This window comes from Bradyrhizobium sp. 142, from assembly GCF_023074015.1.
Classification (GTDB): Bacteria; Pseudomonadota; Alphaproteobacteria; order Rhizobiales; family Xanthobacteraceae; genus Bradyrhizobium.
The window spans coordinates 1-18,620 of record NZ_JADPKQ010000369.1; the positions used below are offsets into that span (position 1 = coordinate 1).

General features: G+C 63.2%; 19 protein-coding genes. 9 read left to right on the forward strand and 10 right to left on the reverse strand.

All coding sequences use genetic code 11. The annotated features are described in order from the left end of the window. Window positions 1-582 precede the first annotated feature (582 nt). On the reverse strand, window positions 583-714 hold the full coding sequence (locus tag IVA82_RS48640; RefSeq protein ID WP_256469757.1) for a hypothetical protein: 132 nt from the start codon (window positions 712-714) through the stop codon (window positions 583-585). 26 nt (window positions 715-740) lie between these two features. On the opposite strand from IVA82_RS48640, the gene IVA82_RS33785 reads away from it, so the two are divergent. The 6 genes from IVA82_RS33785 (at window position 741) to IVA82_RS33810 (ending at window position 5,967) form a co-directional block, all read left to right on the forward strand. Further along, window positions 741-1,349: a hypothetical protein gene (locus IVA82_RS33785; RefSeq protein WP_247387793.1), complete on the forward strand. Its 609-nt coding sequence runs from the start codon at window positions 741-743 to the stop codon at window positions 1,347-1,349. Window positions 1,350-1,562: 213 nt separating this feature from the next. Then, a complete protein-coding gene (locus tag IVA82_RS33790; protein WP_247387794.1) occupies window positions 1,563-1,736 on the forward strand; it encodes a hypothetical protein in 174 nt (57 codons plus the stop codon). Window positions 1,737-1,742: 6 nt separating this feature from the next. Further along, entirely contained in the window at window positions 1,743-2,123 is a 381-nt protein-coding gene (locus IVA82_RS33795) for a hypothetical protein (RefSeq protein WP_247387795.1), read from the forward strand. Beyond that, complete coding sequence (locus IVA82_RS33800) at window positions 2,116-3,408, forward strand: UvrD-helicase domain-containing protein (RefSeq protein WP_247387796.1); 1,293 nt, start codon at window positions 2,116-2,118, stop codon at window positions 3,406-3,408. Before IVA82_RS33795 ends, IVA82_RS33800 begins: the two co-directional genes overlap by 8 nt. Window positions 3,409-4,087: 679 nt before the next feature. Further along, window positions 4,088-5,359 (forward strand): DUF2157 domain-containing protein, encoded by a 1,272-nt coding sequence (locus IVA82_RS33805; RefSeq protein WP_247387798.1) that lies wholly within the window; start codon window positions 4,088-4,090, stop codon window positions 5,357-5,359. Beyond that, entirely contained in the window at window positions 5,356-5,967 is a 612-nt protein-coding gene (locus IVA82_RS33810; RefSeq protein WP_247387799.1) for a GDYXXLXY domain-containing protein, read from the forward strand. The genes IVA82_RS33805 and IVA82_RS33810 overlap by 4 nt, the downstream gene beginning before the upstream one ends. 7 nt (window positions 5,968-5,974) lie before the next feature. Here IVA82_RS33810 and IVA82_RS33815 read toward each other — a convergent pair whose 3' ends face one another. Beyond that, window positions 5,975-7,375, reverse strand: a complete 1,401-nt coding sequence (locus IVA82_RS33815) for a PLP-dependent aminotransferase family protein (RefSeq protein WP_247387800.1) — start codon at window positions 7,373-7,375, stop codon at window positions 5,975-5,977. Window positions 7,376-7,501: 126 nt separating this feature from the next. Between IVA82_RS33815 and IVA82_RS33820 the strand changes: the two genes are divergently transcribed. After that, window positions 7,502-8,374, forward strand: coding sequence for a DMT family transporter (locus IVA82_RS33820; RefSeq protein ID WP_247387801.1), 873 nt, complete (start codon window positions 7,502-7,504; stop codon window positions 8,372-8,374). Between the two features lie 18 nt (window positions 8,375-8,392). On the opposite strand, the gene IVA82_RS33825 is transcribed toward IVA82_RS33820, so the two are convergent. Next, on the reverse strand, window positions 8,393-9,328 hold the full coding sequence (locus tag IVA82_RS33825) for a LysR family transcriptional regulator (protein ID WP_247387803.1): 936 nt from the start codon (window positions 9,326-9,328) through the stop codon (window positions 8,393-8,395). A gap of 94 nt (window positions 9,329-9,422) precedes the next feature. Between IVA82_RS33825 and IVA82_RS33830 the strand changes: the two genes are divergently transcribed. After that, window positions 9,423-10,277: an NAD(P)H-dependent oxidoreductase gene (locus IVA82_RS33830; protein WP_247387804.1), complete on the forward strand. Its 855-nt coding sequence runs from the start codon at window positions 9,423-9,425 to the stop codon at window positions 10,275-10,277. A gap of 20 nt (window positions 10,278-10,297) precedes the next feature. On the opposite strand, the gene IVA82_RS33835 is transcribed toward IVA82_RS33830, so the two are convergent. The 4 genes from IVA82_RS33835 to IVA82_RS33850 form a co-directional block, all read right to left on the reverse strand. Continuing rightward, the gene (locus IVA82_RS33835; RefSeq protein ID WP_247387805.1) at window positions 10,298-11,506 is read right to left on the reverse strand and encodes an EAL domain-containing response regulator; all 1,209 of its coding nucleotides are present in this window, start codon (window positions 11,504-11,506) and stop codon (window positions 10,298-10,300) included. A 285-nt stretch (window positions 11,507-11,791) separates the two neighbouring features. After that, window positions 11,792-12,217, reverse strand: coding sequence for a hypothetical protein (locus IVA82_RS33840; RefSeq protein WP_247387807.1), 426 nt, complete (start codon window positions 12,215-12,217; stop codon window positions 11,792-11,794). Between the two features lie 138 nt (window positions 12,218-12,355). Continuing rightward, window positions 12,356-13,687 (reverse strand): MFS transporter, encoded by a 1,332-nt coding sequence (locus IVA82_RS33845; RefSeq protein WP_247387808.1) that lies wholly within the window; start codon window positions 13,685-13,687, stop codon window positions 12,356-12,358. Between the two features lie 311 nt (window positions 13,688-13,998). Continuing rightward, window positions 13,999-15,162 carry a hypothetical protein gene (locus IVA82_RS33850; protein ID WP_247387809.1) on the reverse strand — a complete coding sequence of 388 codons (1,164 nt, stop codon included), beginning with the start codon at window positions 15,160-15,162 and terminating at the stop codon, window positions 13,999-14,001. A gap of 339 nt (window positions 15,163-15,501) precedes the next feature. Between IVA82_RS33850 and IVA82_RS33855 the strand changes: the two genes are divergently transcribed. Then, a complete protein-coding gene (locus IVA82_RS33855; protein WP_247387811.1) occupies window positions 15,502-16,122 on the forward strand; it encodes a helix-turn-helix transcriptional regulator in 621 nt (206 codons plus the stop codon). Window positions 16,123-16,214: 92 nt separating this feature from the next. Here the strand turns inward: IVA82_RS33855 and IVA82_RS33860 are convergent, their stop codons facing one another. The 3 genes from IVA82_RS33860 to IVA82_RS33870 form a co-directional block, all read right to left on the reverse strand. Continuing rightward, the gene (locus IVA82_RS33860; RefSeq protein ID WP_247387812.1) at window positions 16,215-16,463 is read right to left on the reverse strand and encodes a hypothetical protein; all 249 of its coding nucleotides are present in this window, start codon (window positions 16,461-16,463) and stop codon (window positions 16,215-16,217) included. 98 nt (window positions 16,464-16,561) lie between these two features. Beyond that, window positions 16,562-16,930 carry an Hpt domain-containing protein gene (locus IVA82_RS33865; protein WP_247387813.1) on the reverse strand — a complete coding sequence of 123 codons (369 nt, stop codon included), beginning with the start codon at window positions 16,928-16,930 and terminating at the stop codon, window positions 16,562-16,564. Window positions 16,931-17,086: 156 nt separating this feature from the next. Further along, a complete protein-coding gene (locus IVA82_RS33870) occupies window positions 17,087-17,782 on the reverse strand; it encodes a Crp/Fnr family transcriptional regulator (RefSeq protein ID WP_247387815.1) in 696 nt (231 codons plus the stop codon). Between the last annotated feature and the right edge of the window lie 838 nt (window positions 17,783-18,620).

The window sequence follows — 18,620 nt, forward strand, 5'->3', positions numbered from 1 at the left end:
GCGATGATCTGCACCGCCCACAACCTCCGAAAGCTCGCGCTGGCTGCCGGATGAGCGCCGTCATGTTATCGTCGCGGCCACACCGCGACTAAACAGACACGCTCCTAGACCTACCAGACGGTGGAGAATCGCGGTGGAGACCCACGATCGTCGAGCCTGTCATCATCCGGCGCCGGCGGAAGCTCCTTCCTCGCTCCGCCTGGCGTCTCCGGACCCGGAAAGGCCGGTAAGACTTCGAACAAGCGCGGCCGCGAAGGTTTGCACTTCGATTCCCCGGGATAGCATGAGTGAGCCTCACCAGCCTCCCCAGATTGCCATGTAAAGTAGCATCGGCGACCTGATTCCACTGGTCGCGTCGATCGCATATCCAGTTTCGGCGTGCGCGCTCCGGGCGCGCTATGACCGATCACGACCGGTGTGTAGTTCGCTTTGCTGGGGCACGATTTGAGGATCAGACATATCGAAATCCGCAACTTCCGCGGCATCAAATCTCTCGCTTGGACTGTCTCCGGAGACTTGAACTGCATCATCGGTTCTGGTGATGCGTGCAAGACGACGATTCTGACGGCATTGGATTTTGCCTTATCGCCGCGCACGGCGCTCGCGTTCGATGACGCTGATTTTTTCAATCAGGTCGTTGATGATGACATCGTCATTCAGGTCACGCTCGCCGAATGGGACCCGGCGGTGCCGGACATCAAGAGCTTCTTTCAAGAAAGCACATTCGCCCGAAGTGCGGCTTGGACCAGAATGGGCCCAAGCCCGAGCCTGATACGGAGCCGGCGTTTTCAATCAGCCTGCGGGTCGACAAGAGCCTCGAACCCAAGTGGTTCGCCGTGAAGGGGCGCGACGAAGGAGATGAGGTTGAGCGGAAGCCTATTTATGCTGCAGACCGCGCATTCATCGGGCTCAGCCGCCTTGATTTCTTCTCTGACGCCAACTTCACATGGGGTCGAAACACGATTCTGACCCGCCTCAGCGAGGGTTCGAAGGACGGACTCCCCGGCGTTGTGTCCGAATTGGCCCGGGAAATGCGCCAGAGTGATATCTCCGGCCACCCGAGCATCGCGCAGTGCGCGGTCGTGGCTGAAGGGATACGTGCTGAGGCGCGCAAAACGGGCGTCAACCTTGCGGAGCTTACGCCGAGGATTGATGTGCAGCGCCAATCCATCGGCGCTGGGATTATTTCCCTGCACGAAGGCCAGGTTCCCCTCCGCAACAAAGGCAGCGGGTCCAAACGGCTCGTGGGTGCCGCGATGCAGATGAAGCTTCATAATGGCAGGAACATCGCTCATCGACGAGATCGAACTCGGCCTGGAGCCACATCGCATTCGCGGCTTGCTGTTTAAGCTCAAGAGCTCGCAGCAACAGGTGTTTGCCACGACGCACTCCGCCGCCGTGATCCGCGAGCTCGATGCGACCAGAGATGAGCTTTGGGTTTGCAAGCGCGACAGCGCGGGGATCGTGACCCTCAAGAGCATCGGAACGGTGCCTGGCATTCAAGGCCCTCTACGCTCCAATGCCGAGTCATTCCTTGGCAATCGGATAGTCGCTTGCGAGGGGTGACCGAAATCGGATTGCTGCGTGCCTATGACATGTTCCGCTTTGATGGGAACAACGCGCCAGTGTGGTGCCTCGCCATCGCCTACTTCAACTGCGACGGCGCTTCCAAAATCAAGCCCAATGCGGAACGGCTCGCGGCCCTCGGCTCAGCCGTGAAGATATCGAGAAACTGAAACGCGATGGCATCCACGTCACTGAATGGGTCACCCGGCAACGCGACCGAACATCAGTTGTTTGCCGAATTGCCGTGGCAGCATGTCCCCACGCTGGTGACGAACATCGCGAAAGATCACGATAGCATGGAGTTCGCGTCGATGGTCAATGCTATCACCAGAGAGCCCCGGGTCGCGGCGCTCAATCTCGCGAACGATTCCCGACGTTGGTCCGATACGCGGGTGTTGAGAAAGGTGCTTGGCAATTTGGCGCATCAGCAAAAATGGTTCAAGCGCCTGGAGTATGCGCGAAAGGCGTTTGAATTTGCGCTTCCGAAGCTTCCCGACGACGGCGTGTTCAAAACGCGACTGGCGTTGCTATGGAATTGGGTTCAATCGGATGAGTGAGGCTGTCTATCAGGCGATGGCGCGCGCCCGGTCGGGATTTGTAGAAGCACCAGCCGGCTGGGGAAAGACCGAGGCTATCGTCAAGAGCGTCGGTGCGTTCTGCGACGGCCGACAGCTCGTCTTGACCCACACACATGCCGGCGTGGATGCGTTGCGGCAGCGTTTCCACACGCACTGCACTGCACCCGCCAAGTACCACGTCGATACCATCGCCGGGTGGTCCTGGGGTTGGGTCAGAATGTATCCGAGCAACGCCGCCTATCGCGGCCCGGTGGATATCGCCGAGTGGGCCGATGTCTATTCGGGGATGTGCAGCCTGTTGCACAAGGACTTTGTCAAGCAGGGCATCCTGAATTCGTACAGCGGCGTTATCGTCGACGAGTATCAGGACTGTACTGCCCAGATGCATTCAGTCATCGTCGAGCTCAAGCGATTGCTGCCGTGCCGCGTGCTCGGTGATGACCTTCAGGGCATTTTCGGCTTTCGTGACGAAAAGCTGATTGGTTGGTCCGACGTTCGAGCCGAATTCGGCACCAATCTCGGCGCACTTGAAACGCCCTATCGCTGGATAAAGGCAGGCAACGAAAAGCTCGGCCATTGGCTTCTGAATTCACACGATGACTTCCGGGCCAATCGCGAGCCGTCCTATCGCAATTCGCCCGTCGAGCGTCGGTCTATGACCTATGGTGATCTCAGCAAGAAGCTCATCGGCATCGTTCGTGAGAAGAAAGGCCGCATGTGCGTCATCGGCCACAAGGCGCGTCCACTTCCGGCCGGCGTCGAAACCTCGTTGGTGAACCACCAATTCCGCGTGCTGGAACCAAATGATCTCAGCGTCCTTCAAGATCTTGTGCGTGCCGTCTGCGACGGCGAGGCAGCCAATGCACCCAAGGCGGTTATGGCCTTTTTCAAACGCGTGTTCGGCGCGCTCGGCCCCGACGATAAGCAATTCTTTCAGAACATTCTCAGCAACAAGCGCCAGCGCGTCCTGCGCGCGGATCGGCGAGCCCTTTGCCAAAAGCACGGAGAGGGCGTAACGCCACGCCTGCTGTTCGATCTGCTGGAGTACGTCGGAAACAATCCGGGCGTTCCCTGCAAGCTCAAAGAGTCCGTGAGTGCCCTTCAGTGCATTCTTGAAGCGCTTCTTGAGGCCGGTGCCAACCTCAAGACCCTCTACGCGGACGAGATCGCACGCCGGAATATCATAGCCGAAGCAACGCTTATCGCTGCATCGGCAGCACGCTCCTGGTCAAAGGCCTTGAGTTCGACCACGCGATCGTCTTGAGGGCGCCGGACTGGCAAGACGGCTGGGGCACGCTCAAGGATGTCTACGTTGCACATACGCGTGGCGCTAAGAGCGTCACGCTCATCGACTTGGTCAATCCCTCATGACGAAGTGGATCTTGAATTGTGAGAAAGACATGATTTTCCAGACGTGGTGCTCCGGCAAATCTCCGATCTGTTCGCAGCGAATCGATTGAATACCGATGACCGAAATACTCGGGAATTACGGCGACGGGTGCACAAATTATGAGTTACGGTGACAGTGCACAAAAATTGTGCGGCGCGCCCGACCATGAGCGCGCCTGAACTAGGTAGCGTGTCATACACGAGCTGGAAGCGGCGCCCACCAGCGTCCGCTCGATGAGCTCAACAGCGTGCGTGCCGATCAGGCGCTTTGCAATGATGGCATCATGCCCCTGTTTTGCCCGACGGGTCAAATGACGCGCGACGTCATCCGGCGTGCGTCGCTCTCGGAATTTTGCCGGACGAGTCAGACGACTCCGGCCCGTGTAAGTCATTGATCTTGCAGCCGCCGCCTACTGTGCATGGGGTTGTTTTCCATCTTTTTGTTGTCCGGTCGCGGAAGGGCCCCGCAGAGCGGTGACAGGTTGAACCTGCTACCGTCGCGGTCCGACCAACAACATCCCGCCGGCCGGCCGGGAGACAGGTGACCCACGACGATGTTCGACAAGACCTACCGGCAGCGCCTCGAAGCTGATCTTGCGCAATGGGAAGCCGATGGCGTGATCGCGCCGGCGGCCGCAGCGGGTATCCGCAATGCGCTGCCGCCGCTCTCGCCCGGCATCAACATCGCGGTGGTCGTCGCGATCGTCGGTGGCCTCTTGATCGCGGCCGCCTTCCTCGCCTTCGTCGCGGCGCACTGGACCGAGATCGCGCGGCTGCTGCGGCTGGCGATGCTGATTGCCGGCATGGTCGTTGCCGGCGGCCTCGGAGCGTGGTTCGCGGCTACGGGCCGCACCGTTCTCGCCGATCTCTGTGCGAGCATCGGTGCGATCATCTTCGGCGCAGGCATCGCGCTGGTCGGCCAGATGTACCATCTGGGCGAGGACTTTGCCGGCGGCATGCTGCTGTGGTCGATCGGCGCGCTCGCTACAGCGCTGTTGATCGGCTCGCGCGGCGCGCTCGCGGTGGGGCTCGTGGCGGCCTGCATCTGGACCTGCATGCGCAGCTACGACGCGCCGGATGTCTTGCACCTGCCGTTCGCGGCAGTCTGGCTCGTCGCCGCCGCTCTCGCGTTCGCGTGGAATTCGCGCGTGGCCGCTCACCTCGTCGCGCTCGCGGTGTTGCCGTGGTGGATCGCCTCGTCGCTTCGTTTCGAATCCGGCGGTGTTCAGCCAGCCTTCGTGCTTGCGAACGGCGCGGCCTTGCTGTTCGGCGGCGGGCTCGCGATCGCCGCAGCGCCCTTGCAGAGAGCGCTCCGCCTGGGGACCGTGCTGTCGATCTACGGCGCGTTCGCGCTGGCCGTTGTCGCCGGCCTGGAGGTGATAACGGTCGACGACATCATCCGCATTCGGGCCGGCTCTGCTCCAACCCAGCCGCTTTGGGCGATCCCGTGCGGGGTTATGGGTGCGATCCTCGCGTTTGTGTCCGCCAAGATCACTAACCGGGTCGGTGAAGGCGTTGCAGGATGTGCGATCGGGCTCGTCCTGGTCGCGGCGCCGATCTGGCCGGCGTCTTCGTCGGGCGAGCCCTGGCTTGCTTACGCGGCCCTGCTTGGCGCGATGCTGTGCCTTGTCGTCTCCGGCATGCTTGACGAGGTGCGTCCGCGAGTCGTCGCCGGCTGGCTCGGCATCGCCGGTGTCATCGCGGGCATCACCTGGGCGTTGAATGGCTCGCTGCTGCGCCGCTCGGCCTTCCTTGCCGCAGCCGGCGTTGTCACTGTTGCAGTTGCGACCGCGCTCAATCGCGCGCTGCCGAGGGCCGACAAATGATCAAGGCCGCCGGCCCCCTTATCGCGCTCTGGCAGCGCATCCCGAAAGCCGTGCTGTTCGGTGTCGCCATCCTGGTTCAATGCGCGCTGTTGATCCTGATGGTTGCCGACCGCACGCAGATCCTGCGCGGCGGCCTTGAGGTGACCTTGCAGACGCAGCCGGTCGATCCCCGCGATCTCCTGCGCGGCGACTATGTCGTGCTCCGCTACGACATCTCGCAATTGCCGGCAGGCGCGCTCGCCGGCCAGCCGGCCGCCGAACGCAATCCCGTCATGTTCGTCAAGCTCGCGCCCAATGCCAACGGTCTGTACGAGGCGGTCTCGGTGCATGCCGAACCCGTGCCGGTGACGGCTCCCGAAGTGCTGATCCGCGGCCACCTCGCCTACGGTACGTCCTGTGGCTCGGCCGGGCGCGCCTTCTGCGACAAGCTGACGATCCGCTACGGCCTGGAAAGCTATTTTGTGCCCGAAGGCGAGGGCAAGAAGCTGGAGCAGGCTCGCAACCAGCAAAAGCTGCGCGTGGTCGCTTCCGTGCTGCCGTCCGGGCGCGCCGCCATCAAGCGGCTGCTGCTCGACGGCCAGCCGGTCTATGAGGAGCCCTGGTATTAGCGGCGGATCATTCGGCCCGCGCCTTCAACGCCCGCCGCATCACGTCCCACATCCGCGGATCGTTCGATTGCGCCACGTTGAAGCGCAGGAAGCTCGTTGCCGTCTCCGACACGCTGAACACGTTGCCCGGCGCCAGCACGACATCCTCACGCAAAGCGGCGCGCGCAACCTGCGTGGCATCCTGCCCATCGGGAAGACGGCACCAGAGAAAGAAGCCGCCGCGCGGCATCAGCCAGGGCTCGAGTCCCAGGCCTTGTAGCTTGCGCGCGACCTCGCGCCGCGCCCGCGTAAGCCTATGCCTGAGCTCGTCCATGTGCTTGCGATAGCTGCCGCCGGCCAGGACGCCTGCGATGATTGCGGTCGCGACCGGGCTGGGGCCACCAAAACTGGTTGCGACCTGGAGGTCGATGAGGTGCTCGATCCAGTCGGCGCGCGCGGCGATATAGCCGCAGCGCACCGAGGCCGACAGCGTCTTGGAGAAACTGCCGATGCGGATCACGCGGGCTAGACCGTCTAGCGCGGCAAGACGCGGCGAGCGCTCCGGCTCGAAATCGCCGAAGATATCGTCCTCGATGATGGTCAAGTCGTGCGCCGCGGCCGCGGTGAGCAGCCGGTGTGCGATCGGAAGCGACAGCGTCGCGCCAGTCGGATTGTGCAGCGCTGAATTGGTGATGTAGAGCCGCGGCCGTTCGCTGGCGAGGATCGCTTCGAAGCGCGCGACGTCCGGGCCTGACGGCGTGTAGGGCACGCCGAGGATTTTCACCTGATGCGCGCACAGCAGCGCGCGAAAATTGAAATAGCAGGGATCGTCGACTAGTACCGTATCGCCGGGGCGGAGCAGAAAGCGGCAAACGAGATCGGTTGCCTGCGTGCCCGAGCCCGTCAGCATGAGCTGGTCGATCGACGCCTCGATCGCGTCTTCAGTGAGGCGCGCGAGCAGCAGCCGGCGCAGCGCCGGCGCACCCCGCGTGCTGCCATAGTCGGTCAGCAAGCTCGCATCGGCGCGCGCGAGCGCGCGCACGGCACGGCGCAATGCCGCCTCCGGCATCCAGTCCGGCGGCAGCCAGCCGCAGCCGGGCTTTGGCACCGCGTCGTCGGCATCGAGCGACTGCCGCGACACCCAGAATGGATCGACCGCCCGGTCGCGGCGCGGCTCGACCTCCGCAAGCGCGAGCGGCGGCATGACCGTCGGCGACACATAGAAGCCCGCGCCGCGACGGGCGCGGATCAGGCCTTCGGCGGCGAGGCGGTCATAGGCTTCCACCACAGTGGAGGGTGAAACGGTCATGCTCGCCGCAAGGCTGCGGATCGACGGCAGGCGGTCGCCGGCACCGAGTGCGCGGCCCGCGATCTTGGCGCGGATCGCGCTGATCACGTCGATGGTCCGCGTTCCGCCCCGCCCCTTCATTCGCGCCTCGCCGTCCAAGCTGTACTGCCTTCCATACCAATACAATTTTGCCAGATTGTACTGAATTGTTGCTGGTTTTGCTACCGGTTCGGGGCGAGGATCGCCGCCCGAAAATAGCGAGGCGACATGCAATCCGCGGGCGGTGGTTGGAGTAACGGGCTCCCGAATGGCCTTTTGGGCGTCATCATCTTCAGCGCTTCGCTGCCGGCAACGCGTGTCGCGGTGGGCGGCTTCTCCGCGCTATTCCTGACCTCGGCCCGCGCCGTCATCGCCGCGCTGCTAGGAGCGGCTGTGCTCGGCCTGCTCCGTCAGGCGCGGCCCGAGCGCAACGATCTTGCGTCGCTTGCCATCGTCTCGCTCGGGGTCGTCATCGGCTTTCCCCTGCTGACGGCGCTCGCCCTCCAGCACATCACCTCTGCGCATTCGATCGTCTTCATCGGCCTGCTGCCGCTGTCGACCGCGGTGTTCGGGGTGTTGCGTGGGGGCGAGCGGCCGCAGCCGCTGTTCTGGCTGTTCGCGGTTCTCGGCAGCGCCACGGTGGCCGGTTTCGCGCTGACCAACGACGGCACCGCGTCAGTCACCGGTGACCTGCTGATGGTGGCCGCGATCGTGCTGTGCGGACTCGGCTATGCCGAAGGTGCCGCGCTGTCGCGTCGCCTCGGCGGCTGGCAGGTGATCTCCTGGGCGCTGTTGCTGGCACTGCCGTTGATGGTGCCGGTCGCGGTTTGGACCTGGCCCTCGACATGGGCCGGCGTCAGCGTCCCTGCCTGGATCGGGCTCGCCTACGTCTCGATCTTCAGCATGTTTGTCGGCTTCATCTTCTGGTACCGCGGGCTCGCGACCGGCGGCATCGCGCGCGTAGGTCAGTTGCAACAGCTGCAGCCGTTCTTCGGTCTGGCGCTCGCCGGCTTGCTTCTGCACGAGCCGGTCGCATGGAGCATGATCGCTGCGACCGCGCTTGTGGTGGTCTGCGTCGTCGTCGCGCGGCGGTTTGCTTGAGGACGAATTGATGGGGCCTTACCTCCTGCCCGGCTGCGGGTTTTCAATTCCCGGCAGCCGCGCGATCTCCTTGGCGAGAAAATCGACCAGCAGCCGCACCCGCGCGATGCCGGACCGCTCCGGCACAATCAGCATGTTGAGCGGAACGGAAGGCGGCGCGTAGTCTGGAAGCACGAGCTCGAGTCTGCCGGCGGCAAGAAGGTCCCCGACGAGCCAAAGATGGGCAGGCGCAATACCGCGACCGGCCCCGAGCGCCTCACGTGCGGCAAGCCCGTGATCCACGCGCAATCGCCCGGCGAACGGGACTACATGGCGACCGCCGCGGCGCCCGTGCAGCACGAGCACGTCGCTGCCGGCGATGTTGGACATCCTGACACCCTCGTGACTGGCGAGGTCCTGCGGGCGCGTGGGCCTGCCGCGCGAGGCCAGATAGTCCGGTGCGGCCACAAGCACCCGCCGCGACTGACCAAACCGCTTGAGCTTCATCGAGCTGTCGGTAAGCGGTCCCAGACGCAGGGCAACATCGACACCTTCCCGCACAAGGTCGATCCGCTCGTCCGTCAGGCTGAGATCCACCGCGACGTCCGGATAACGGTCCTGAAAGGCGAAGATGAAACGGCTGACGTGGAGCACGCCAAAGGCCGCGGTGCAGGAGACGCGTACAGTTCCGGCGGGCCCGCCGCGCGTGCTGCGCGCCTCGTCGCCCGCCTGCTCGACTAGGCGCAGGATCTGTACGCAGTCGGCGTAGAAGCGGCGCCCCTCCTCCGTCATTCTCACACTGCGCGTGGTCCGCGTGAGCAGCGGCACGCCGACGGCTTGCTCCAACTCCCGAATGTGCCGCGTCACCGTCGATTGGCCGAGACCAAGCTCACGTGCAATTGCGGACAGGCTGCCCCGCTCGGCGACCCGCACGAAGCTGCGCATGCGTTCGAGCGTCACGTTCGATTTATCCATTTTCCGGCACGATCCTATCCATTGTCCACATCTACCGAATTGCGATGGGGCGCGCTACCTGGTCCGGGGAAATCATCAAACCCATGGTGCTGATATGAAAGTGTTGATCGTCTCTGCTCATCCCGAACCGCGCTCCCTCAACGCCTCGCTCCGCGTTGTTGCCGTTAGAGAGCTCGAGGCCCAGGGCCACGAGGTGCGGGTGTCAGACCTTTACGCGCAGAGTTGGAAATCGGACGTCGATCGCGCCGACTTCCCGTCGCTGCCGACGGAGGCGCGGCTTGCGCCCGCCGCTGCCTCCAAGCAGGCGTTCGAGTCCGGCACACTGACCGATGACGTCAAGGCTGAGATCGAGAAGCTGCTGTGGGCGGACGTCCTGATCCTGCAATTCCCGTTGTGGTGGTTCAGCATGCCGGCGATCCTCAAGGGCTGGGTCGACCGCGTGTTCGCCTACGGTTTCGCGTATGGTGTCGGCGAGCACAGCGACAAGCGGTGGGGCGACCGTTACGGCGAGGGCACGCTAGCCGGCAAACGCGCGATGCTGATCGTGACGGCCGGCGGCTGGCAGGAGCATTATTCGGCCCGCGGAGTCAACGGGCCGATCGACGACCTGCTGTTCCCGATCAATCACGGCATTCTCTATTATCCCGGATATGACGTCCTTCCGCCGTTCGTAGTCTATAAGGCCGACAAACTCGACAAAGCCGGTTTTCAGGCGATTGCGGAACGTTTGCGCGGGAGGATGAGAACGCTTGCGACGACCCCGCCCATTCCTTATCGACGCCAAAATAGCGGCGATTACCTGATTCCGAGCATGCAGCTCCGCGCGGGGCTTGAGGATTCCGGCGCGAGCGGTTTCGCGCTCCACGCCGAGCAGGCCGAGGCACGCAGCCCGGGTGGGGAGGCGAGCTTCATGCGGTCGACGACGGATGTGCGCGCGGCAACAGCGTAATTTACGGCCCGCGAACGACATCACTCGATCACCGTCCGCGTCAGCGTGCTCCTCGCAAATTTCTTCAGCGGCATCGGCTTGCCGAACAGAAAGCCCTGCACGAGGTCGAAGCCGAGCTCGTTCGCCGACACGAGGTCGGCGCGGCTCTCGACGCCCTCGGCAATGGTGAGCACGCCGTAGCTCTGGGCGAGCTCGACGATGTGGCGGCACACCGTTCGCTTGAGGCGGTCATCGCCGCAGCCGGTGACGAATTGCCGGTCAGCCTTCAGCTTCATAAACGGAATTTTGTCCAGACCCATCAGCTCCGGCCAGTTGGCGCCGAGATTGTCGATCGACAGGCCGATATTGTGGAAGCGCATTTCGCGTGCGGCCTCGGTGAGAAATTCGATGTCGCGGATCGCCTCCTCGCTGGCGATCTCGATCGTCAGTCCGCCGAAAGCCGGATGCGTCGGCACGCGGCGGCAGAGCTCGCGCACGGCCTGCGGCTGCTTCAGGTAAGGCGCGGGAAGGTTGATCGAGAGATCGACCGGGCTCTGCCGCTCCAGCAGGTAGTGCCAGTCCTGCATGGCGCGCTCGATCACGAACTCCGACAGGTCGCGGAAGTGCGGGTCGTGCGGCTCGGGAATGAAATAGGCGGGCGGCACCACGCCCCAGGTCGGATGCCGCATCCGCACCAGCGCCTCCGCGCCGCAGCGGACCAGCGTGCGCGCATCGATCTTGGACTGATACCAGAGCTCGAGCCAGCCCGCATGCAGGGCCTCGCCGACATGCACGGCCGGGCTCGGCGCCGGCTCCTCCGGCAGCAGCATCGTGACACGCTCGCGCAGTGTCTCAGCTGCGAAGGGCGTGGTGAGCGGCGGCAGCATCGCAAGCCCATATTCCTCGCCGACCTGCTGCACAGCCTTGACGATGATCGACTCGCGGGCGCCGACCGCCAGAACTTTGCCGTCAAAAGCTTCGCGCACCAGCGTCTCCAGAAACCTTCCCGGCTCGATGCCGTCCGGAGCGATGCCGAGCAGGATCAGGTCCGGCAGTTCGTTTGTCAGCACCGCCTGCAGCTCGTCCGCACTGCCGCATTCGGTGGTGACGAAGCCGAGATCCTCGAGCACCTCGGCGAGAAACGCGCGCAGATGGCGCTTGCCGTCGGCGACGCAGGCGCGCGGCGTCACCTTTCGCCGTCCGAAGGTGACGGTCCTTCGCGCAGCGAGTTCAACAATCCCATCGTCCATCTCACACAACTCCCGTTCCGTGACGCTGGTGTTACCGGCGTGAACGGTTTCAAATATGGAGAGCGTCAGTCGATTGTTGAATTATTCGGGTAACGTTAAAGCCCCCATCATGTGTAAAATTGTCCGGATATTCTTGAGGAAGGCTTCACACTTGTCGGCGTTTTGCGCGCAGCGGCGCGGCAATCTTTACAATTTCCGGCAGGACGAGGGGCATGCATGAGCGCAGCCGATGTCCTGCAATTGGACGAAGCCGCGCGCGTTTTGCCCAATTCAATAACGCCGGTATCACTTGCCGGTGGCCTTGTCGTGCTGGGCCATGCCGACCGCTTTGTAGTCGTAGGTCGGATAGAACTCAGTGCGGTAGGGACCCCAGGCGGTGTCCTCGATGATGCGGTTGACCTCGCGCAGCCGCGACGCCGGCAGGCGCAGCGTGATCACCTGACCGATGCCCATCATCACGTACCAGCTCACGACCTCCACGCCGGGCGGCGGGAAGGATTTATAGTAGCCCTGCTTCTCCAGTTGCACGTTCAGCTCATTCAGCGGTCGCGACTGATCGTGCTTGAAGAACACGGTGAGTAGAACGGCATTGTCCGCCGTCGGTGCGGCGTCGCCCGGTGGCGGCGCGGTCTGTGCCATCGTCGCTGCCGTCAGCGTCAGCGCTACCGCGACCAGCGCAAACACCGTCAACATTCGTCTGCCCGATCGCATAAGCGAACTCCCTTTTTCACCAGTCCATCCGGTGCTCTTGATCCGCAAGTACCAATCGACCATCGTCACCCCTGATGTGCCTGAGCGCAGCGGAGGCCCTCAAAGGATGGCGAGACTTATCTCTTCTTTGTTGCCGTATCAGTCCGTTCTGTATTCGCCCGAAATGTTCTTGCCGGTATAATCGGTCATCGCGGCGGTCGCGACCACGGAGATCACAGCGCAGAGCGCGACATAGGCTGCTATTGCCGTCGCCGAATGGAAAGTGCCGAACAGCCATGCCGCGATCAGGGGCGCCGGACCGCCGGCAATCACGGAGGCGAGCTGATAGCCGAGCGAAGCGCCGCTGTAGCGAAGCCGCCCGGTGAAGCTCTCCGCGATCAGTGCGGCCTGCGGTCCGTACATCATGTCATGCGGGATCAGTGACAGGATGATGGCGAAGAAGATGATCGGGTGCGAGCCGGTGTCGAGCATGCGGAAATAGATGAAGCCGAACACGCCGGTCACGACGGCGCCGATCAAGTACATGTTCTTGCGTCCGATGCGGTCGGACAGATGGCCGAACACGGGGATCGAGACGAAGGACAGCACGGACGCCGAGAGCACCGCGGTGAGCAGGAAGTCGCGCGAAACGTGCAGCGTGCCGATGCCATAGGAAAAGATGAACGCCGTGAAGATGTAGAACGGCGCCTGCTCGGCCATGCGGGCAAAGGCCGAGAGCAGAATCTCCTTCGGATGCTCCTTCATCACCTGGAGCATCGGCGTACGCTCGACCTTGCGCTCCGCGATCAGCCGGGCGAACACCGGCGTCTCCAGAATGCCGAGCCGGATGTAAAGGCCGACGCCGACCAGAATGAGGCTTAGCGCGAACGGGATGCGCCAGCCCCATGACAGGAACTGTTCGCCGGACATCTGGCTGAAGGCCAGCACCGCGAGATTTGCGAGAAACAGACCGCAGGGCACGCCGAATTGCGGCCATGAGGCGATCAGCCCGCGCGAATGATCGTTGCGGGCCCATTCCATCGACATCAGCACCGAGCCGCCCCATTCGCCGCCAACGCCGACGCCTTGAGTGAAGCGCAGCACCGTGAGGATCACCGCGCCCCAGATGCCGATGCTTTCATAGGTTGGGACCAGCGCCACCGCGAAAGTCGCGAAGCCCATCAGAAGCAGCGTGGCTATCAACGTCGATTTGCGCCCGATGCGGTCGCCATAGTGGCCGAAAATGGCGGCGCCTACCGGGCGCGCAACAAAGCCGACGGCATAGATCGCAAACGCTTCCAGCGTGCCGACCCGAGGGTCGGAATGCGGAAAAAAGAGCTTTGCGAAAACGAGGCCAGTGACGGTCGAATAAAGAAAGAAATCGTACCACTCGATCGCCGTGCCGATGGTGGAGGCAATCACGGCGCGGCGCAGTTGCAACTGATGCTCGCTGTCTGGCAGCGAAACGGGGTCGACCTGGGACAGGGACATGACGGAGCCTTTTGATCCTGCTGCGCCCCGGCTGTTGATGAAGTTGTTTTGACGAAAAAACTTCCAAACCGGCACGGCGGTTCCATCCACCCCCGGGTCCCGGCCCGGCCCCGCCGAAGCGAAATGTGAAGCACCTCACATCGGCATTGCTGCACCTGCACTAATAGTGTCGGTGCAGCCGGGGGCTGGCGAGGATCGCGGCAATGACGACGCGACGTATGATATTGTGGTGGTTCAGGTTCGTGCTGTCGGGGCGGTTTCTCGACCGCTTCCTCAGCTTGCCCCGCCCGCCGCGCTAGCGCCGGCGACCGTCAGCTTTGCCCGATCAGTTTGCGAAACGCCGCTGCGCCATCCTCAATCGCGTCGCGGCCCTTCCAGGCCAGATAGCTGAGCTTGCCGCCGAGCGTGTCGTGACTGCGCAGACGGCGCGAGCCGAGAATGTGGCCGACATTGGAGGGGAAGCGGCTGACCTCGGCGGACACCAGCGCCGCGATCGCGTCCATCAGGTGCTGGAGCCGGATGCCCCATTCGGACTGGTCGAGGCCGTCGATGCGGACCTTGAGCGCATATTCGGTATCGTAGATCTCGGCGAGGAGGTCGCGCGCAACGAGGACGCGGTTGTTGCGAAGTGCGACGCGAAGCGCGAGGCGCTTGTCGTCGAGCCGGTCCAGCACCATCGGGACGACGCAAGCATAGGGCGTGGCGCTGACGTCGGCGGCGCTCTTGCTGGCCGCTGGCTTGGTGGCGAGGCGCACCAATTGCCACGATGTCTTCAGCCGCCTCGCCAGCAGCGCCAGCGCAAAGGGCAGCGCCTGCGGGTGGGATTTCTTGAAGGCGTCGAGTTGCGCGGTGATCTGCGCGACCTGGCCGTCGTCGAATTTCGCGATGTTCTCGGGCAGCTTGTCGTTGAACTTCCGCAGCGCATCGCCGGCGCGCAGCACGTGCAGTACCTTCGCCACGTCGTCGAAGGCGGTGCGCGACGCCGTGTATTGTGCGAGCTTGCTTCGCGCCTGCTCGGCGCCGTCGGGCGAAGCCAGGATGTTTTCGAGAACCTTCACCACCTTGGTCTGGAAGGTCGATGCGACCTTCAGCACTTCCTTGGGATTGTTGGCCGCGACCTGATCGTTGATCGCCTTGATGTAGTCGCGCGCCATGGTCGGCAGCAGGTCGCGGCAGATCCATTCCCAGATCGGGGTGAGCGTGTTGCGCGAAATCCGTCCCGCATTCGCGTGTTCGGGTGCGCCGTCGATCAGCAGCAGCTCGATCGGCGCAAAGAAATAGCGCGAGGGACTGGTGGCACGCGCCTGGCTCGACCCGTCCTTTCGAAACTCGGCTCGCAATTTGGCCTGGACCTCGGACGAGCCCGGCATGTCGATGCCGCACAGCTCGAGCCGCTCGAGTTCGCTGAGCAGACAGCTGCGCGATAGCGGCGTCAGCTTCTGCAGGAATTCCGATAGTTGATTGACCTCGTTCATGGCACGCAATCTTCCGCAGCGATTCCCGCAGGCCTGCCGGTCCAATGCGAGGAGGCATTTGCGCGCTCTTAATTGCGACTAGAGAAGCAAATCGCCGTTAATTTATCCGTAAAATCCGGGGGCGGCGGGCGTCCGGCATTGCGGTGATCGTTAAGACGACCTTCGCCCGTCTTCCGGCGATGCGGGTGGATTATCAACCCTGGCGTAGTGCGGCGGCTTGCTGTGCAAGCATAAATTGTGCCGATGCCGGCGTTTTAGCACAAAACTGACAAGATCACCGTAGTCTTACGGAGCAAAAAGTTAACCACAGATGACCCCGGGTTCCGATAAACGAGTGACATGGAGTCACAGAATGATACGGCCGCTGATTCGCGGCCGTCGGATTGGTACGAAAGCAGCGCTTCTCCGCCTGAAGAGCGCGACTTCGTCCGGCTCAACGCTGCCCGCGCCAAGGCGGCCGACGAGATGGCCGCCGCCATCGCCCGCGAGCTCAACGGTCCCCTGACGGCGCTCCTGCTCTACATGGGCGAGATCAAACATCACAGCGATCAGCTCGCCCCGGTCTCTGGCGACCGCGCCTATTTGCAGCGGGTGGTGGAGAATGCGCTGGCGCAAACCGAGCGCGTTTGTGGCCTGGTCAAGCAGCTTGCCGGAACTCACAAGGGCGACTTCTCCCAGTCGTCCTTGACTGGGAGTGTGGAAGCGAAGGTCGGCCGCACGCCGCAGCCGGCGCACATCAAGGGCCCCGAAGTCTCGAACTTGGGTCAGAAGCGGCTGACCAAGCGCGAGCGCGAGGTACTGAGGCTGATCAGCGAGGGTTATTCGAACAAGCAGGGTGCGCTGCGGATGCAGATCAGCCCGCGCACGTTCGAGAGCCATCGCGCCGAGGCGATGCGCAAGCTCGGCGCGCGCAACACCGCGGACCTTGTCCGCGCGGCGCTGATGCATTCGATCGATTGAGGTCCTTGTCTTGCGCCGCCGGGCGGCAGCACGGCCAAGACTTGAGGCAGACTTGAGACAAGACTTGCAAAAGCCTTGGAACCCGATCGCGCTCAGAAATAGTCTTCGGAGAACGGACGCACGCGTGAGGTCGGCCGCAGCTGCTTGGGCTCTTCCTTCGGCACACTCGGGATGATCGTGATGATCCAGCGCGGGGGGATGCTCGAGTCCTGCTCCAGCACCGAACGCACGAAACCCGTCACCGTCAACTCACCCGCCTGCACTGTCGCCATCCGGCCGTTGAACTGAGCGATGCGGAAGCGACGGACTTCTTTCTGGTCCGCAGTCTCATAGGTGAACATGGAAACCCTCCTGGTTTCCCGCGACTATCGCGACCTATGATTAGCCATCTGTGAAAATCCTAAACCGTAGTAGTACGGCGGAATTCCGCGCGGGGTCGTCAGTCCTCCGGCTCCTGCTGTCGCGCGGCAGCATAGGCCGCATCCATCCGCGCCAGGAGATCGTAAAATTCGGCCTCGCCGAGCGTCTCTGCGGTGTTCTCCAGCGCCAGAGCCAGCGCCGCGAGCCGGAGATAGCCGAACGTGCTTGCCGTGCTCTTGAGCGAATGTGCTTCGCGCACAAATCTGGCGCGGTATTGCTCCAGTCCCAAGGTGCGAAACAGTTTCAGTCGCGCGCAGGTCTCGCTCCAGAACACGGCGCGGACTTCGCCGGCGCCGTCCTCGCCGATCTCGCGCACGAGAGCATCGAACGCATTTGGTTCTCGCAGCGGTTCGGCATCGAGCGCAGTAGCGAAAGTGGCTTCAAACATGGCTCCGTCCCCGATTGCCCGCCGTGATGCGCATCGCGAGCCCTCGGCGCGAGGCGTCCGGGTGATCTACGCCATTCCGATTTCGGTTCCGGTAGCGCGACGCGTGGAGTTTGCAGGTTGCCGTTAGCAGTTCATTTACCATGTGCCTGCGCCGCGTCAGCGCCCGAGCAACCTGTCATACTGCGCCTTCACCGTGGCGTAGCATTCGCACGCAGTCTGGCGCAGCCCATCCAGGTTGAGGATCTGGATGTGTCCGCGGCTGTAATGGATGAAATTGGCCTGTTGCAACGTATTGGCAACCAGCGACACGCTGTTGCGCCGCGCCCCGATCATTTGCGCCATCGCCTCCTGGGTCAGCTGCAGGCGGTAGTCGCCGGACAGGTCGTGGGTGTGCAACAGGCAGCGCGCTAGCCGCGCCTCTACGGGATGGCCGGCATTGCAGCCCGCGGTCTGCTGAACCTGCGCGTAGACTGCCAGCCCGTGGCGCGTGAGCAACGTCCGCAGGGCGGCGCTCTGATCGGCGGCGACGCGCAACCGGTCGAGGTCCATCGCGGATGCAACGCCTGCGACCAGTACGACTGCCGTGTTCAACGCGCATGCATCGCCCATGATCGAGAGCGTCCCGAGCAGGCTGTCGCGGCCGATCATGGCCACCTGCACATGCTCTCCCTTGGCGAGCTTGACCACCAGCGAGATGACGCCACGGTGGGGAAAATAGGCGCGCCTGAGTGTGTCGCCGGCCTCCACCAGCACCGCGTCGTGGGGCAGATCGACCGCGCGCAGATGCGGGCGGATCAGTTCATAATCGTCTGCCGACAGCGCGGACAAGAAACCGTTGGCTGGGCGCACCATTGGTTCCAAAGCTGCCTCCAGTCTTCCGAGCCGGCGAGCCGCTTGACGCGAAATCGCTCTTTGGGCGAGTAAAGTCCATCATGTTCTCGTTGAAATATATTGGCAATTGGGCCTATGTCCGGCTCCCGACAGTTGCTCATGCCGCAGCGTGCGCAGCAGGGTGCGCCATGATTGCGTCGGGGCTATTCACCCGCATGGCTCCCAGCATCGCCACCTCGATCAACTGTCCTTCGGAAAGGCCCACGGCGGCAGGCTTGCGGTAAGGTTTCGTTTACCTCGCCTGAAGATGGTGCGCGCCGCCTGCGCCGGGTCCGATGTCGTCGCCAATGACGGACGCCGGATGCCAGCGGAGCCAGTCCGCTCGTGCGCCATGCGGGCATCGCCTTCCACGGCCGCAGCTTTTCCGGAGGCCTCACACCGTCGTTGGCGGCGCGTTTACTCAAGGCGTCATCGCACCGGCAATGGCGGTCCGGTTTTGCCGAAACGCGTCAGCCCCGGCAACCAAATGGCAAACAACTTGTCTTCAATCTCCGTATTAGCACGGAGGCTGAATTAACGTGGCCGTGAAATGGGATGTCTAACGATTTAGGCGAGGGCGTCCGTCGGTTTCGAAGGACGCGCGGGTGACGCGCGCGCGATGCCCTCCGCTTGGCAAAGCAGCCGGTCGCGAACGGCCGCCACGGCCGACGAGATCAAGGGCCGAGTTTCGGCCGCGAGTCGAGGTTAGTAAGGCGTATCGCATGGATGATCTGTTGCGGGAGTTTCTGACGGAGACCAGCGAGAGCCTGGACACCGTGGACAACCAGCTGGTGAAGTTCGAGCAGGAGCCGAACAACGC